This is a genomic window from Shouchella xiaoxiensis (genome assembly GCF_016907895.1).
Classification (GTDB): Bacteria; Bacillota; Bacilli; order Bacillales; family Bacillaceae_D; genus Shouchella; species Shouchella xiaoxiensis.
The window spans coordinates 73,082-90,100 of the sequence record NZ_JAFBCV010000015.1 but is presented as its reverse complement, the minus strand read 5'-3'; the positions used below and the strand labels follow the sequence as shown (position 1 = coordinate 90,100).

Annotated in this window: 19 protein-coding genes; 2 read left to right on the top strand and 17 right to left on the bottom strand. The window is 41.5% G+C overall.

Annotation, left to right across the window (positions count from 1 at the left end; translation table 11 throughout):
* Positions 1-116: 116 nt before the first annotated feature.
* From JOC54_RS19050 to prfA, 4 genes are read right to left on the bottom strand one after another with little or no spacing between them, the layout of a single operon-like run.
* On the bottom strand, positions 117-560 hold the full coding sequence (locus tag JOC54_RS19050; protein WP_054794471.1) for a GNAT family N-acetyltransferase: 444 nt from the start codon (positions 558-560) through the stop codon (positions 117-119).
* Between the two features lie 54 nt (positions 561-614).
* Positions 615-1,241 carry a stage II sporulation protein R gene (gene spoIIR / locus JOC54_RS19045; protein ID WP_367617834.1) on the bottom strand — a complete coding sequence of 209 codons (627 nt, stop codon included), beginning with the start codon at positions 1,239-1,241 and terminating at the stop codon, positions 615-617.
* A 60-nt stretch (positions 1,242-1,301) separates the two neighbouring features.
* Positions 1,302-2,153: a peptide chain release factor N(5)-glutamine methyltransferase gene (gene prmC / locus JOC54_RS19040; protein WP_204468320.1), complete on the bottom strand. Its 852-nt coding sequence runs from the start codon at positions 2,151-2,153 to the stop codon at positions 1,302-1,304.
* Positions 2,153-3,223 carry a peptide chain release factor 1 gene (prfA, locus tag JOC54_RS19035; protein ID WP_204468318.1) on the bottom strand — a complete coding sequence of 357 codons (1,071 nt, stop codon included), beginning with the start codon at positions 3,221-3,223 and terminating at the stop codon, positions 2,153-2,155. Before prfA ends, prmC begins: the two co-directional genes overlap by 1 nt.
* Before the next feature lie 143 nt (positions 3,224-3,366).
* Between prfA and JOC54_RS19030 the strand changes: the two genes are divergently transcribed.
* A complete protein-coding gene (locus JOC54_RS19030; RefSeq protein ID WP_035419060.1) occupies positions 3,367-4,686 on the top strand; it encodes an FAD-dependent oxidoreductase in 1,320 nt (439 codons plus the stop codon).
* Between the two features lie 38 nt (positions 4,687-4,724).
* Here JOC54_RS19030 and JOC54_RS19025 read toward each other — a convergent pair whose 3' ends face one another.
* From JOC54_RS19025 to JOC54_RS18985, 9 genes are all read right to left on the bottom strand, one after another.
* A complete protein-coding gene (locus tag JOC54_RS19025; protein ID WP_204468316.1) occupies positions 4,725-5,147 on the bottom strand; it encodes a hypothetical protein in 423 nt (140 codons plus the stop codon).
* 70 nt (positions 5,148-5,217) lie between these two features.
* Positions 5,218-5,790, bottom strand: coding sequence for a thymidine kinase (locus JOC54_RS19020; RefSeq protein ID WP_035419057.1), 573 nt, complete (start codon positions 5,788-5,790; stop codon positions 5,218-5,220).
* 69 nt (positions 5,791-5,859) lie between these two features.
* On the bottom strand, positions 5,860-6,102 hold the full coding sequence (locus JOC54_RS19015) for a type B 50S ribosomal protein L31 (RefSeq protein ID WP_035419055.1): 243 nt from the start codon (positions 6,100-6,102) through the stop codon (positions 5,860-5,862).
* A gap of 109 nt (positions 6,103-6,211) precedes the next feature.
* Entirely contained in the window at positions 6,212-7,480 is a 1,269-nt protein-coding gene (gene rho / locus JOC54_RS19010; protein WP_204468314.1) for a transcription termination factor Rho, read from the bottom strand.
* Positions 7,481-7,687: 207 nt separating this feature from the next.
* Entirely contained in the window at positions 7,688-8,653 is a 966-nt protein-coding gene (gene glpX, locus JOC54_RS19005; RefSeq protein ID WP_035419054.1) for a class II fructose-bisphosphatase, read from the bottom strand.
* A 28-nt stretch (positions 8,654-8,681) separates the two neighbouring features.
* Positions 8,682-9,968, bottom strand: coding sequence for a UDP-N-acetylglucosamine 1-carboxyvinyltransferase (gene murA, locus JOC54_RS19000; RefSeq protein ID WP_204468311.1), 1,287 nt, complete (start codon positions 9,966-9,968; stop codon positions 8,682-8,684).
* Positions 9,969-10,058: 90 nt separating this feature from the next.
* The gene (gene fsa / locus JOC54_RS18995) at positions 10,059-10,694 is read right to left on the bottom strand and encodes a fructose-6-phosphate aldolase (RefSeq protein ID WP_035419052.1); all 636 of its coding nucleotides are present in this window, start codon (positions 10,692-10,694) and stop codon (positions 10,059-10,061) included.
* A 90-nt stretch (positions 10,695-10,784) separates the two neighbouring features.
* Positions 10,785-11,648, bottom strand: coding sequence for a class II fructose-1,6-bisphosphate aldolase (fba, locus tag JOC54_RS18990; protein ID WP_054794476.1), 864 nt, complete (start codon positions 11,646-11,648; stop codon positions 10,785-10,787).
* Positions 11,649-11,875: 227 nt separating this feature from the next.
* Positions 11,876-12,238 carry a response regulator gene (locus tag JOC54_RS18985; protein WP_035419051.1) on the bottom strand — a complete coding sequence of 121 codons (363 nt, stop codon included), beginning with the start codon at positions 12,236-12,238 and terminating at the stop codon, positions 11,876-11,878.
* Between the two features lie 148 nt (positions 12,239-12,386).
* Between JOC54_RS18985 and JOC54_RS18980 the strand changes: the two genes are divergently transcribed.
* Complete coding sequence (locus tag JOC54_RS18980) at positions 12,387-12,890, top strand: DUF2529 family protein (protein WP_239586837.1); 504 nt, start codon at positions 12,387-12,389, stop codon at positions 12,888-12,890.
* A 22-nt stretch (positions 12,891-12,912) separates the two neighbouring features.
* Here the strand turns inward: JOC54_RS18980 and JOC54_RS18975 are convergent, their stop codons facing one another.
* The 4 genes from JOC54_RS18975 to JOC54_RS18960 form a co-directional block, all read right to left on the bottom strand.
* Positions 12,913-13,764 carry a transglutaminase family protein gene (locus JOC54_RS18975; protein ID WP_035419048.1) on the bottom strand — a complete coding sequence of 284 codons (852 nt, stop codon included), beginning with the start codon at positions 13,762-13,764 and terminating at the stop codon, positions 12,913-12,915.
* Between the two features lie 143 nt (positions 13,765-13,907).
* Positions 13,908-15,512: a CTP synthase gene (gene pyrG / locus JOC54_RS18970; RefSeq protein ID WP_035419046.1), complete on the bottom strand. Its 1,605-nt coding sequence runs from the start codon at positions 15,510-15,512 to the stop codon at positions 13,908-13,910.
* 189 nt (positions 15,513-15,701) lie between these two features.
* Positions 15,702-16,226 carry a DNA-directed RNA polymerase subunit delta gene (gene rpoE / locus JOC54_RS18965; protein WP_367617833.1) on the bottom strand — a complete coding sequence of 175 codons (525 nt, stop codon included), beginning with the start codon at positions 16,224-16,226 and terminating at the stop codon, positions 15,702-15,704.
* A 153-nt stretch (positions 16,227-16,379) separates the two neighbouring features.
* A complete protein-coding gene (locus tag JOC54_RS18960) occupies positions 16,380-17,000 on the bottom strand; it encodes a TetR/AcrR family transcriptional regulator (protein ID WP_204468307.1) in 621 nt (206 codons plus the stop codon).
* Positions 17,001-17,019 lie beyond the last annotated feature (19 nt).

Here is a 17,019-nt window from a genome sequence, read left to right as displayed (position 1 = left end):
AAAAAACAGGTTATCCACGGTCTGTGGATAACCTGTTTATAAGTTGATAAATCACCCTTTTTTAAAATTGACCCTTTCGCTATTCACAGATATTATCCACAAATCCACAGCTTATTTTAAGAAGGCGAACAGTCATAAGACCAAACCGTTGCCTGATCTTCCTTCATGATGGCTTGAAAATGATCCATCTGTTGGATTTCATGTGGTATTGACGTTACTGAAAATTGTTCAAATCCAAGTGGCTCAAACAGTTCGGCTTTTCCCGAACTGAGCGCAAAAACGCGCTTTACACCTTCTGTATGGGCAAACGCCAATGCCAGCTGAATAAACTCGATCGCAGCCATTGAATGCGTTTTCTCACTGTCAATTACCATTGTTCTTAACAGGCCAACGTCACCAGATTTCTCCAGACCAACTGTACCAACAATCGATCCTGCTGCATTTTCCACAACAACAAATGAACAATTATCTTCTATTTGTGTCTGAGCGCCAACACGCGCAAATAAGTGCTGAATCGCCAGTAAGTCTGTTTGCTCCATTTTTCTAACCGTCAAAGACATCCAAGTCTCCCCCTTTTGTTTCATCCTATGAGGGAGCTTGTACCAATATTCCTATTATCCAAATAACCGATCCCAGACAGATTCAAACATATCAACAATAAAAAAAGAGGTTTCAACTTCTTCTTCCACTTCTTGCTCTTCCTGCAGTGTTTCCGCTTCTGTTTGTTTAGCCTCAGCATTATCCATATCAACAAAGCATAATGGTGGGAATAACACACACCACCAGTTCTCTCCTTGACCCTCACCAAGCGTAATAAGTACGGCTTCGTAAAGCCCAGCTGGATAAACGATATTTCCATACAATTTAGTTGGAAAAGAGACATCGCTGTCAAACGCTACTGTGAACGATTGGTCCAGCCCTTTTTTTGCTAACTCTGTAGCAACGATCTCTTCAAGCGTGGCCATGTTTCCTTGAATGACAGCAGCTGCGTCTTCAATTGAATCTAGCTCAGTTACCCATTTTGTTATTTCGGCATTGACTTCATCACGAATGTCACGCTTTACAGCTTGATCACTAATTGAATCGCTATTTGCTAATATACGTAAACGGATCGCATCTTCAGCACTCACTTCTTGATGAAACTGTCCTTCTGCTTGTGCGTTCTGCGCTTCCCAACTCATTAAACCGACGAATAAAGAGATTAATAGATAAATGATTGCTTTTGGTTTCAATGTAAGCACCGCCCCTTCCTCCATAGCTTGGTCAGGGGCGGCTTGATTTAAACGAAAAACCGTTCGACATTATGAACGACTCATATCTCCAGAAACAATAATCATTCGATCTTTTTTGTTTATATCAAAACAAATATCTACATTTGCATTGGGAAAAGCACTTTTGAATAATGCTTGTACGGCTTCTCCTTGCCCAGCTCCTATTTCAAGTCCAATAATTGAGTCGACCTTTGTATACTTGGGCATCTCACGCGCAAGTCGGCGATAGATCTCAAGGCCATCAACACCGGCAAATAGCGCCCCGTGCGGCTCGTACTCTCTCACTTGAATAGAGAGTGAATCTTTGTCACCTTCAGGAATATAAGGAGGATTTGAAATCAGTACATCAAACGTTTGCCCAGCGAGGGGGGCTAGTAAGTCCCCTTGGTGAAATTCCACAGCTGCACTTAAACGTACTGCATTTTCCTTTGCCACTTCAAGCGCCTGTTTCGATAGATCAATCGCTGCGACATGATCGTCCGGACGTTCTAACTTGATCGTGATTGCAATTGCCCCACTGCCTGTACCAATGTCAACAATGGAAAGTGGTTTCTCAGGCATTTTTTCAAGCAGTTGTGCTATGAGTTCTTCCGTTTCCGGTCGCGGAATGAGAACATGCTCAGAGACACGAAAAGTACGACCAAAAAACTGTTCACTTCCAATGAGGTGTTGCACCGGAATTCCGGTTGTTAATCTCTCCACATCAGCTTGAAAGGCAAGCCAAACCGGTTCACTCAGTTCATCGTGCATGCTCGCAAGTAATGAGGAACGTTCCATACCAGTGTGGTGACGTAGCAGCCACTCACCTGCTGGCGCTTCAAGTTCTTTTTCCAGCAAAAAAGACGAAGCCCAACGAAGAGCTTCGTATATTTTTGGTCCCATTATTCTGCAGCCCGCTTCATTGCTTCAGATTGCTCTTCGACAATAAGTGCATCGACAATTTCATCAAGCTGACCTTGAAGAATTTGTTCAAGCTTTTGAATCGTTAATCCAATGCGGTGATCTGTCACGCGGCTTTGCGGGAAATTGTACGTTCGAATGCGCTCTGAGCGATCTCCTGTACCAATTGCACTTTTACGAGCATCCGCATATTCAGCCTGAGCTTCCTGCTGAACTTTATCAAAAATACGTGCGCGGAGAACCTTCATTGCTTTTTCTTTGTTTTTAATTTGAGATTTTTCATCCTGACAAGAAACCACCGTATTAGTAGGTAAATGCGTTAAACGAACAGCCGACATTGTTGTGTTAACACTTTGCCCGCCTGGTCCGCTGGAAGTAAACGTATCTACACGAATGTCCTTCTCATGTATATCAATTTCAACCTCTTCTGCTTCTGGGAGAACGGCAACCGTCGCAGTAGATGTATGAATCCGACCACCTGATTCGGTTTTTGGTACACGCTGAACTCGATGGGCACCATTTTCATACTTAAGCTTTGAATAAGCACCTGTTCCATTTACCATAAAGATAATTTCTTTATAGCCACCAATTTCGTTCGCTTGAGCTTCGATGATTTCTGTTTTCCACCCTTGCATTTCTGCAAAGCGGTGATACATCTTAAACAAATCAGAGGCAAAAAGCTGCGCTTCATCTCCTCCAGCAGCCCCGCGGATTTCAACAATTACGTTTTTATTGTCATTCGGGTCCTTCGGAAGCAGTAAAATTTTTAATCGAGACTCAAGTTGCTCTTTCTGGTTTGTAAGCTCTTCTAATTCTTCTTTAACCATTTGGTACATTTCATCATCTAGCTTTTCTCCGAGCATTGCTTTTGCTTCAGCATGCTGTTCACTTGCTTGCTTGTATTCTCTATACGCTTGAACCGTCTCTTCAATTTGAGATTGTTCCTTCGAGTACTCTCTTAATTTGTTTGCGTCACTAATTACTTCAGGGTCACTTAACTGTTCGTTTAAATAATCGTAACGATCTTCTACCGATTGTAATCGTTCTAACATAATGTCACCTCATCTTTATTGCGGTGGATACCTTCCTCATTATAGTATATTGGCTTTACAGCGGTCAATGTGACTTCCAATCGGTTTGTTAACAGCTCATGACGGGAATACTAGCAATAATTCATTCTAAAGGCGGGATCTTATTGAGATATGTCATTATAGGTGGCGATGCTGCAGGTATGAGTGCGGCGATGCAGCTTGTTCGTAAAGATAACCAAGCGGATATTACCGTACTCGAAAAAGGAGAACATTATTCCTATGCTCAGTGCGGCCTACCTTATTGGATTGGTGGCGAAATCGACTCCGAAGAAAAGTTGGTCGCTCGCACGGCAGACACATACCGGACTAAATACGGCATTGATGCACGAACGAACCATGAAGTAACGTCAGTTGATGTGAGCAAAAAAATCGTTTACGGAGACCAATTCGAAGTACCCTACGATAAGCTCCTAGTCGCATCAGGAGCTAGACCCTTTATTCCAGACTGGAAAAACCCTGATTTAAAAGGGATATATACATTAAAAACGATTCCTGACGCAAAAAGAATACTCTCAGAAATTACTGGACAGAAACGCAACATTACCATTATCGGTGGTGGTTCAATCGGTCTTGAGATTGCTGAAAACGTCTGTAAAGATGGTCATCAAGTGCGCATTCTTGAGCGCTCCGCTCGACTCGCTATGAACTTCGACAAGGAGATGACCGATCACATCCACGAAAAAGCAATTGAAAAAGGCGTTCAGCTTGATTTAAACCACGATATTATCGGATTTAACGGCGATGATAACGGCAATGTAACAAGTATCGAGACCAACTTGTCTGTCTGTGAAACAGACCTTGTTATTGTTGCGGTTGGCGTCCGCCCGAACACACAGTTCTTGGAAGGAACGGGCATTCATTTTGACCAGAACGGCGCTGTTCGAGTCAACAGATACATGGAAACCAACATTGATTGCATATACGCAGCAGGTGACTGTGCAACCCAATACAACCGCATGATTCAAAAGGATACGTACGCCCCGCTTGGCACCCATGCCAATAAGCAAGGACGTATCGCCGGCTTGAACATGAGCGGAAATCCTAGAGCCTTTAAGGGCATTGTCGGAACGCAAATCTACAAATTTTTTGAGTTAACATTGGCGCGGACCGGTCTTTCCTCGCGTGAGATTGAGGAGATGGGCTTCCCTTATAAGTGCGTGCAAGCAAAACTCCCTCATGTCGCAGCTTATTATCCGACGCATGAACCACTTGTTATTCGCTTACAGTATCACGCTGAATCAGGGGCTGTTTTAGGTGGTCAGTTCATTGGCACAAAGGGTGTCGATAAGCGCTGCGATGTGTTAGCTACAGCGCTCTATCACGGGATGACGATGTTAGAGTTGGAAGACCTTGATTTAGGCTATTCTCCACCCTTTAACAGCGTCTGGGACCCATTACAGCAAACCGCCCGCAGACGTTCATAACAAAGAAGCACCTCGATCTCATGTCGAGGTGCTTTTTTTTAGCGGACGTGCACACGATACCTTGGAATCTCTGATTTAAACGCTCGGTTCAAATCAATTAAATGCTGTTCCGTCTCTTTTTTGCTCCAATGCTCATTCGGATGGGCCTTTACATAGATGTGACCTCCGTTTACAAAGGCAGTTCCTGAACGAAAGCCCTGCTTCGTTACAATACCTTCGACCTGACGGGCATCCTCTTCAAGCGTGCGGTGCGGTACGCTTGGATTAATATAACTTGTGCCCAAATTCGTCTGACCAGGCTCAAACGTTTCTCCCTGCATATGCTCAAAGTTTAATGGACCCGGTCCAAATGCACCCATGCCGTAATCATGCTTTTGATGAATGCTGTTTGCATCCATGCCCTCCGTTGAACAACCTGTTAAAACAAAAAGCGCAACTAAACCTACTTTAATCACTCTCATGCGTTTCCCCCTTTTGCCAAGACCATGGCAATGCTTAGGGTTCCACAGACAGGGGCTTCACATGCAGCAGTTACAGTGGTGGGTTTTTATGGCATTTGCGGCAAACAGGATAGTAGGAATCGTTGCCTCCAATCTGAATCTGGTCGCCTGTATAAATCGGTTTATTGTCTTCATCAACCCTTAAATTCATTAGCGCTTTTTTATGACAGAACCAGCAGATTGTTTTCATTTCTTCAATTTTATCTGCATATGTAAGCATATATTGACTACCTTCAAATAATTCATTTTGAAAGTCATTTTTTAATCCAAAAGCCATGACAGGAATGGTTAATTCGTCGACAATTCTTGTTAACTGCAGCACATGTTCTTTTGACAGAAATTGAACTTCATCAATCAAGATACAGTATGGTTTCTCTTTACAAGCTTGAACAATTTCAAAAATATCAGTTGTTGGGAAGACAGACAATGCCTTTCTTCGTAACCCAATTCGACTTGAGACATAACCCACTTCATCACGTGTGTCAATTCCAGATGTAAAAATCAGAACCGGCTTATCTTGTTCCTCGTAGTTATTTGCTACTTTTAGAATTTCGATCGATTTTCCGCTGTTCATCGCGCCATACTTGAAAAAAAGCTGCGCCATAAGCTCCCCCCTTACCCTCTTTGCCACACACAAAAAAAACAGGCAAAAGGTTTGCCTGTTTCTTGTATCTTATAGGTTGTACTTCTTCTTAAATTTATCGACACGACCACCTGCATCAGCAAGCTTTTGCTTACCAGTGTAGAACGGGTGCGAATCAGAAGAAATCTCAACTTTAATGAGTGGATACGTATTACCGTCTTCCCACTCAATTGTTTCACCAGAACCACGAGTTGATCCAGTTAAGAATTTAAAGCCTGTGCTTGTATCCAAGAATACAACTTTTTGATATTTTGGATGGATTTCTGTTTTCATGTGTTTCATCTCCTTTTGCCCTGAATCTCTTCGAAACAGAGTTTTCCTCACATAATCGAAATTATAACAAGGTCCTTCTCGATTTGCAAGATGAACTTTATTCAAATGTTTATTTCCGCTTTTTTCCTGCCATTTCTTTTTCCATGGCTTCAAAGAACTCTAAGTTTGTTTTCGTGTCTTTTACTCGACGAATGAATTGATCGGTAAAATCCGGTGACTCATTCATGGTTTTACGAATCGTCCAGAGCTTATCAAGCTGTGGTTTTGGCATAAGCAACTCTTCTTTGCGCGTTCCAGATCGACGGATGTCGATAGAAGGGAAGATGCGTCTCTCTGCCAAGCGACGATCAAGATGTAGCTCCATGTTTCCAGTCCCTTTAAATTCTTCATAAATCACGTCATCCATGCGTGAACCGGTATCAACTAAAGCAGTCGCTAAAATCGTCAAGCTTCCACCCTCTTCAATATTTCTTGCAGCACCAAAGAATCGTTTTGGCCGGTGGAACGCCGCAGGATCAATACCACCAGAAAGAGTACGACCGCTCGGTGGAATAACTAAGTTGTACGCACGAGCAAGACGCGTAATGGAATCCATTAAAATAACCACGTCTTTTTTATGTTCAACTAAACGCATTGCTCGTTCTAACACAAGTTCGGCTACTTTGATATGGTTTTCAGGCACTTCATCAAAAGTTGAACTTACAACTTCTCCTTTAATTGATCGTTCCATGTCAGTTACTTCTTCCGGGCGTTCATCAATAAGAAGGACAATGAGCTCAACATGCGGATGCTTTTCCGCAATGCTATTAGCAACTTCTTTCATTAGTGATGTTTTTCCGGCTTTTGGAGGAGCTACAATTAATCCACGTTGACCAAATCCGACCGGCGAAATCATATCAATGATTCGAGAAGAAACACGTCCTGGTTTTGATTCCAGATCAATCTTTACATCGGGGTACAGAGGCGTTAGCGCTGGGAAATGAGGTCGCTCTCTCGCTGTTTCAGGCGCATCACCGTTGACAGCCTCCACATGTAGCAGACCATGGTAACGCTCATTGTCTTTCGGTGGTCTTACTTTTCCAGAGACCTTGTCCCCATTACGTAAATCAAAGCGACGAATTTGTGAAGCCGATATATAGATGTCTTCCGTACTTGGTAAATAATTAATCGGTCTTAAGAAACCAAACCCTTCACTCTGAATGATCTCGAGAACGCCTTCCATAAATAAAAGACCATCTTGTTCAGCTTGTCCTTTTAAAATAGCAAAAATCAATTCTTTTTTTGTTAGTTTACTGTAATAAGAGACTTTAAATGTTTTAGCTTGTTCATAAAGCTCTTTCAGCTTCATGCTTTCTAAATCAGCAATACTTACGCTCACTAAAGGTCACCACACTTCTATAAATATTCTTTTTTATTTAACGGTAAACGTTTAGCCACCGTATTTAGTTGTTTTTAAATGAGAATGAACAAAGGAAGGAAATTGGAGAAAGTTTTTTGATGAAGGGTATTCTAACGTTTATTTTAACCATATCTGTGTAAAATAATCAATCATAAATAAGGGAGATCCGTAAATCCCCCTCAACTATTAACGTATAACCAATCCTGGTTTTTTCTTCATGCTGTGTGTTCCATCAACGAATCGAACCGTTCCAGACTTCGCTCGCATAACGATTGATTGGGTAACGGCGTTCATCCCTTTATAACGCACTCCTGTTAAAAGTTCTCCGTCCGTTACACCTGTAGCAGCAAAGATACAATCATCGCCTTTTACTAAGTCTTCCATTCTAAACAACTTATTGACGTCTTCAATGCCCATTTTCTTACAACGTTCTAATTCACCATCAGATTGAGGAAGCAAGCGGCCTTGGAAGTCACCACCAAGACATTTCAAGCCAGCAGCAGCCAAGACGCCCTCAGGAGCTCCACCAGAACCCATTAATAAATCAACGCCTGTATCATCAAATCCCGTATTAACAGCCGCTGCAACATCGCCGTCAGGTAGCAGTTTAATGCGAGCTCCTGCTTTACGCACATCATGAATTAGTTTCTCATGACGCGAACGGTTTAATATAACAACTACTAAGTCCTCAATGTCTTTGTTTTTTGCTCTTGCTACCGCTTTTAAATTATCAAGTACTGGCGCATCAATATCGACATTTCCTACTGCTTCAGGGCCTACTGCTAGTTTATCCATATACATATCAGGTGCATGTAGCAAGTTACCATGATCTGCCACAGCTAGCACAGCTAAGGCATTCCATTGACCGTAAGCAACAATATTTGTTCCTTCTAGTGGATCAACGGCCACGTCAACTCGTGGACCATAGCCATTTCCTAGTTTCTCACCAATATAAAGCATTGGTGCTTCATCCATTTCTCCCTCACCAATGACGACGGTTCCTTTCATTGGAATCGTATCAAACACATCACGCATTGCTTCAGTTGCTGCACGGTCAGCCTCTTCCTTATTGCCTCTTCCCATCCAACGTCCTGATGCAAGCGCTGCTGCTTCTGTTACACGGACAAGCTCCATTGATAAACTACGTTCCATTTAATGTATCCTCCTGATTGACTTTCTTCTATGCTTGCTTAGCTTGTTCAATCTCTTCTTCATTTAATTCTTCGCGCCAAATCTTTGCGCCTAGATTGCTTAACTTTTCTTCTAAATGTTCATAGCCACGATCAACATGTTCGAGACCGGATACTTCGGTAATGCCATCAGCCATTAGACCAGCAATTATTAAAGCAGCGCCTGCTCGCAGATCACTCGCGCGAACATTTGCCCCTTGCAACGACGATTTCCCGTTTACAATGGCTGAACGACCTTCGACCTTTACACTTGCACCCATACGTCTGAGTTCATCCACATGTTTAAATCTGGCATCATAAATTGTATCAGTCACGATGCTCGTTCCTTCAGCGCTTGTCAGTAGACTGGTAAAAGGCTGTTGCAGATCCGTTGGAAAACCAGGATAGACAAGGGTTTTAATATCGACACCTTTTTTTGCAACGCCCCTGCTTATGATAATTTGATCATCATCCACCTCAACATCTGTACCAATTTCGCGAAGCTTCGCCGTAACAGATTCAACATGCGTTGGAATAATGTTCTCAATTCTCACCTTTTGCCCAATTGCCGCGGCCATAATCATATACGTTCCCGCTTCAATTCGATCGGGGATGATCGAATGCGTACAGCCATGAAGCTGATCGACTCCATCAATTCGAATGACGTTCGTGCCAGCTCCTTTTATCCGTGCACCCATACTAGATAACAGCGTTGCCACATCAATAATTTCTGGCTCTTTCGCTGCATTTTCGATGACTGTTCTACCTTTAGCTCGCACGGCAGCAAGCATAATATTTATTGTTGCCCCAACACTAACAACGTCTAAATAGATTTTCGCACCATAAAGTTCATCCGCACGCAAATAAATCGCACCTTGCTCGTTTGTTACTCTTGCGCCAAGTGCCTGAAAACCTTTAATATGCTGGTCGATCGGTCTCGGACCTAGATTACATCCACCAGGAAGACCAATTACGGCTTTTTTAAACTTACCAAGCATCGCACCCATTAAGTAATAAGAAGCTCGTAATTTTTTCACTCGACCATTCGGAAGCGGCATGGCAACCATGTTCTCTGGATGAATTTTCATCATCTGCTGATCCATTTCAACCTCGCCACCAATTTCTCGAAGCAATTCAGCGAGAAGCTCCACATCAGAAATAGCGGGTAGATTATCAATCACAACAGGACTATCCGCTAGAATAGCTGCTGGAATTAAGGCGACCGCACTGTTTTTCGCACCGCTTATTTGTACCGAACCTTCAAGCGTGTGGCCACCTTCAATTAGTAACTTATGCATCAAAATCCCTTCCTTTACTACCAGTTAATCATACGTGTGCCGCATAACCAAACTTCGTTAAAAGCGGTTGGATTCCATCATTACGTCTGTTTACTTGTTCCAATCAGCTAAGAATGCTTCAATTCCTTTATCTGTTAACGGATGAAGCGTCAATTGTTTAATTACTTTTAATGGAATGGTTGCAATATGTGCGCCTCGTTTTGCTGCTTCGTTTACATGAATTGGATGACGAACGGAGGCAGCAATGATTTGTGTAGGCAAACCATGCGTATCAAAAATCGTTTTTAGATCAGAGATTAATTGAAGACCATCATGCCCAATATCATCTAGTCTTCCTAAGAAAGGTGATACGTATGTTGCTCCAGCACGCGCTGCTAGAAGAGCTTGAGGTACGGAGAAAATGAGCGTTACGTTTGTTTTAATTCCCAGCTCACTAAAGGCATGAACTGCTTTTAACCCATCAACTGTCATCGGTACTTTTACCGTGATATTTTCCGAGATTGCAGCTAATTCTTTTCCTTCTTTAATCATGTTTTCAGCGTCTAAAGCAATAACCTCTGCGCTTACACTTCCAGGCACAACTGCGGCAATTTGTCGGATTCGCTCGTGGAAATCAACGTTTTCCTTTGCTACTAATGATGGATTTGTTGTAACCCCATCTAATATTCCAAGCTCTTTCGCCTCTTTAATTTCGTCTAAATTGGCTGTATCAATAAAAAATTTCATACGTATCCCCTTTCTAAAAAAACGGTTACATTTAAAATGAAAATAAAAGCAGCCGTCGGGACTGCTTTTATTCGATTTGCAATCAGCTTATTATGCTTTGTTTGAAGAACCAAATTCTTTCATTTTGCCAATGACTGTTGCTTTGATGGCATCACGAGCTGGTCCTAAATATTTACGTGGGTCATATTGCTCTGGTTGAGCTTCAAGTGTCTCACGAACTGCTTTAGCAGATGAAATCTGGCTTTCCGTGTTTACATTGATCTTCGCATGACCAAATTCAATTGCTTTTTGAACATCTTTTGTCGGAATCCCTGTTCCACCGTGTAATACGAGTGGAATACCTACCATAGAATCAATCGTCTTCATATGATCAAAACCAAGGTTTGGTTCACCTTTGTAAGGACCGTGCACAGAACCAAGAGCAGGAGCAAAACAATCAACGCCTGTTGCTTCAACAAGCTCTTTACACTCTTCAGGAATCGCGTATGCCGCTTCAGCATCACTTACAACAAGATCATCTTCTTGTCCACCAATGCGACCAAGTTCAGCTTCAACAGAGACACCAAGTGCGTGTGCAACATCAACAACGCGCTTTGTTAAGGCGATGTTTTCAGCAAGCGGATAATGGGAACCATCAATCATGACAGAAGTGAATCCAGCATGAATCGCTTCAACACATTTCTCAAAACTTGAACCGTGATCAAGGTGAATTGCAACTGGTACAGTGACATTGTATTCTTCCATCAAGTTTGTAACCAATCCGACAACGGTTTTAAATCCACCCATGTAACGAGCGGCACCTTCGGAAACACCAAGTATAACAGGAGATTTCTCTTCTTCTGCTGCTTGTAGAATCGCTTGAGTAAACTCAAGGTTGTTTAAATTAAATTGTCCAACAGCGTAGCTTTCCGCTTTCGCTTTGTTCAACATTTCTTTCATAGACACTAAAGGCATAATTGTCCTCCTTAAATTCTCTGCAACAGACGGAACGAGGGTCCAACATTTCTTTGTTAAAATAACCTCAGATAGTGAAGTTATGTACGTTAGCAAAAAAACGCTGTTATTCGACTTCATCTCTGCACACTAATACATAGATCGTGTCCATTATAGCATAACTTTTTTGGATGTAACGTAGGAAAGAGACGGAAATTCTAAGAAAGCGATACCAATTTACGATTGGATCAGCTGATCAAATTTTTTCGGATTGCTTGACGAACATCAGAAATATCAAACGGTTTTGCCATATAGCTGATCGCACCATTTTCCAGTGCTTCATTAACCATTTTTAGTTCTCCATAAGCCGTCATCATAATGACTTTAATAGATGGCTGTCTTTGTTTTAATTGCTTTAGTATTTCAACACCGTCCATGCCAGGTATTTTCATATCTAATAAAACAATGCTAATATCCTCCATTGCCTGGATATCCAATGCCTCTTTCCCATTCGCTGCTTGAAACATCTCATAACCATCTTTTTGTAACACCTCAGTTAACAGAACTCTTATTCCGAACTGATCATCAACGATAAGCACTTTATGGTTCATACGAATCCTCCCTTTACTCCCAACGTATATTCTAATCTAATTCGCGTTTTTTCTTCCCATTCCTTTATTTATTTGCAATCCACGCACCTTCCCTCTAAAATGATAGGCAAATCATTTGGTTTGAAAGGATACGAGTATTTTGGATAAAATGTACACGACACAACTGACCGGTTTGTTCAAAAAAATAAATGAAACACAGGTTGAATCATTTGAAGATGCAGGCAGGTTACTTGCCCAAGCTCTTTCCGCTGATGGCACACTTTACGTTAAGGCATTCGATCCATTTGGCGCACTTGAACTTGCTGTAACAGCTGGTTCTGAACCTCTGCCGCATTCCACGATTCTAGACAATCAGCAGCTGACGTCTCGAGACCGAGTCTTATTGTTTTTATCAGACACATCAGAAAATCAAGCACTAGCATTACTAGAATTATGCCAACGATCGCAAACACCGACAATTGTTGTTGCATCTAAACAAATGGACTCTATTGCAGATGCGTGTGATGTGCTTTTAGTTACTCATGCAACAAAAGGGCTTGTCCCTGATGATAAAGGAAATCGCATTGGTCATCCAGGTACAATTGCCGCTCTATTTCTTTATAACCAACTTCACCTTCTTGTTCAAGACATTCTTACTGAATTTGAAGACTAAAAAGCAGGGATTCCTCCCTGCTTTATTTTTCTAATAAGCGTACACCAACGCTTACGTCTAAGGATTGCCCACCACCACGATAAACACCTTCAACTGGGCTAACGTCCGCATAATCTCTGCCTGTGCAAACAATGATATGATTTTCCAAGGCTTCCACATTATTCGTTGGGTCAAGTCCAATCCAACCAATACCGGGGGCCATAATTTCTACCCAAGCGTGACTAGCCGCATCTCCAATTAAAGCAGAATCTTCTCCGACATAGAGATAACCACTTACGTAACGTGCTGGAATTTTTTGTGAGCGTAAGATCCCGAGCATTACATGGGCATAATCTTGACAGACTCCCCGCATAGACTCGATGACCGTGTTCGCTTGCGTGTTTACATCGGTAGCATCCGTATCATAAGTAAATTTTTCAAACAAATAGGACATAAGGTTCTTGGAAAAAACGAGCGGATTTGATGCATCGCCTACTTCAGTTACAACCTTTTCTGCTTGATCAAATGAGATCGACGTATAAGGCGTTTGTTTTAGTGAAGCAAGGTATTGGTTTTGAAACAGCTCCGAATGAAAGATACGCTTCATTTCCGTTGTGTAATCAAGATGATCGATAATTGGGCTTCTTTGTACACTTATAATCGACGTTGTCTTAATTTCTAAATATTGATGGGATTGCGCGATAAAAAAGGTCTCTACATTATTCCCCCAAATATCCACCTGCTGGGCCGTTGTTGATGCAGGATTAATATCAGCTCGATAAGACAGCAATCGCTGTAACTCGTCCGTCTTTGGTTTTAAGCGAAACGAATTTAAGCTTTGCTCAACCGCTGTTTCATAATAGAACCGATTGGTATGAATAATTTCTGCTTTCATCTTTGTATCCCCTCTTCATGAAGTTGATGCCACTACCTATAACCGAATCGAGCTCTTCTGAAACATCGATTTTTTTTATAATTTTATCATTTCAAACAATAAACAAGGGCTTCCACAAAAAAAGATACAGCATATGCTGTATCTTAAGCTTGTCCTTCCAAGGAAGCACGGATAAATTCTCTAAATAGTGGTTGAGGTCTTGTTGGTCTTGAAACAAATTCAGGATGGAATTGACTCGCTACAAAGAACGGATGGTTCGCCACCTCAATAATTTCAACTAAGCGTCCATCTGGGCTTGTTCCAGAAAAGATAAACCCAGCCTGCTCCATTTTCTCACGGTACTCATTATTAAACTCGTAGCGATGACGATGACGCTCATAAATCACTTCTTCACCATACGCTGTGCGAGCAACCGTACCTTCTTGTAACTTACATGGATATAGTCCAAGACGAAGCGTTCCACCTAAGTCCTCTACATCCTTTTGTTCAGGTAAGAGATCAATAATTGGATAGGGTGTTTCAGGATTTAACTCAGCTGAGTTTGCTCCATCTAAACCTAGCACCGTTCTCGCAAACTCAACCGACGCTAGCTGCATACCAAGACAAATTCCTAAGAACGGAATTTTATTCTCGCGGGCATAACGTGTTGCTTCAATCTTACCTTCAATACCACGATCACCAAATCCACCTGGAACTAGAACTCCGTCCACATCCTGCAGCAGTTCAGCAACGTTTGCAGCTGTTACTTGTTCTGAGTAAACCCATTTAATATCAATATCAGCATCAACATTGTAACCAGCATGACGAAGCGCTTCCGCTACTGACAAGTAAGCATCCTGTAGTTCAACATACTTTCCAACTAATGCAATACGTACTTTCTTTGATAAATGGTTTACGCGATCAACAAGTGCATTCCACTCGTCCATATTCGCTTTCCCAGGATTTAACTTCAAATGATCACAAACAATTTGATCAAGATTCTGCGCTTGAAGATCAAGCGGTACTTGGTAAAGCGTATCCGCATCTCTCGCTTCAATAACTGCTTCTTTTCGAATATCACAGAAAAGGGCGATCTTATCCTTCATTTCACTTGGTACTGGACGCTCTGTCCGCACCACAATGACGTTTGGTTGAATACCAAGAGAACGTAATTCTTTTACAGAGTGCTGCGTTGGTTTTGATTTCATTTCTCCCGCTGCTTTTAAGTAAGGAATTAACGTACAGTGTAAATAAAGCACATTATCCATGCCCACATCACTTTTAATTTGGCGAATTGCTTCTAGAAACGGTAAGCTCTCAATATCGCCGACAGTTCCACCAATCTCCGTAATAACAACATCTGCACCTGTTTCGCGACCTGCTCTAAAAACACGCTCTTTAATTTCATTCGTAACGTGAGGAATAACTTGTACCGTTCCGCCAAGATAATCGCCACGACGTTCTTTTTTCAATACAGTTGAATAAACGCGTCCTGTTGTTACGTTTGAATTCTGGCTTAAATTAATATCAATAAATCGTTCATAGTGACCTAAGTCCAAATCGGTTTCCGCACCATCATCGGTTACAAATACTTCCCCATGCTGATAAGGACTCATTGTTCCTGGGTCGACGTTAATGTATGGATCAAACTTTTGAATGGTTACTTTCAAACCTCGGTTTTTTAATAAACGACCAAGAGAAGCGGCAGTAATACCTTTCCCTAAAGAAGAGACAACTCCACCTGTTACAAAGATATATTTTGTTGACATCACATTTCCTCCTTCAATTTTAAGGGGATCTTGAATTTATACGTACATCTATCAAAAAAAAAAAAAAAACAAAAGTGACACGTCACCCATAGATGGGGGCGCACTTTTGTTTATCATTTCCATTATATAAGCTCATGATGAGCCCAAAAATGATTTTACCGACTCCTACCTCAGAAGTCAAGAAAACAATTAATCTTCTTCTTCCTCGGATTGGTCCTCTTCCTCGTCACCATAGTCATCTAGATCTTCATCTTTATCAGAGAATTCATCGCTATCATCTTCTTCATCGTCATCTTGATCTTCTTCATCAGCCAATTCATCAAGCTCATCCTCAAGATCTTCGAACTCGTCTTCCTCTAGCTCGTCATCCAGTAGATAATCCTCGTCTTCATCATCTTTATTTTTCTTACGACGTTTAGCTGGTTTAACTGAACTTGTAATTTCTTCTTCCGACTGTTCATGTGGATACCATGCTTTTAAACCCCACTGATTATCGCCAAGCGTTAAAAAGCGTCCATCAATATTAAGGTCTGTATATAAAAAGGAAATTTTTGCATCCATTTCAGATTTTGAGAGTCCTTTTCGTTTTGCAACTTCCTCCAGCAAATCATAAAAATTATAAGACTTATGTTCACTTACCATAAGCGCATAAGCCGTCTCTACCATGGACATTTCTGCAAGTTCTTCTTTACTTAAGGCATTTAATTCAACCACAACCGAGCACACCCTTTCCATCATCATCCAAATTAGTCTCGCCTATCTATTGTAAGCCATTAGCTGATAAAATCATACGTCCCATTATAAACAAGAATAAAGTTTATTACCAGTTAAAATCAAAAAACCGCAGGCGTTATCGCCACGCGGTATTTATTGCACATAAGACGCAAGTAGCTGCTTTGTCTGTTGCTCAATGTATTCATCAATATCTTGATTCTTTTGGACGGCCCAACGTCTAAATGTCCACATCTGACCTAAAACGAGGATGTTGTGAGCAAGCAGATCTTGTTCCTTCTCTGAAATGGTCATTTCGTTGCTTTTGGCACACTCTCTAATGAAAGAAGTCATAAGCGTAACCATCTCAAACTCTTTTTTTAATACATAGGGAAGTGTCTCTTTTGGCAATGACTTTGTTTCCTGATACATAACAAGAACTTCTTCTTGCTTCTCATTCACAACAGAGAAATAAGCACGGATGGCTTTTTTTAAACGCTCTAATGCTGTCCCCTTAGAATCGAGTTGACTGGTTACACTGTCCATCACTTCATCATAAATGGAGTCACACACTAAATACAGTACATCTTCTTTAGTCCCAATGTATTCGTAAAGTGTTCCAATACTAAATCCAGATTCTTTCGCGATTTCTCGAGTTGTTGTCCGGTGAAAGCCTTTTTCTATAAAGAGACTGACCGCTCCTTTTATCATCTGTTCTCGCCGTTTTTTAATTAATTGTTCATCTTTAACCATCGATGGAACGATCTTTTTAGTCATGTTCTCAACCTACTCCCTG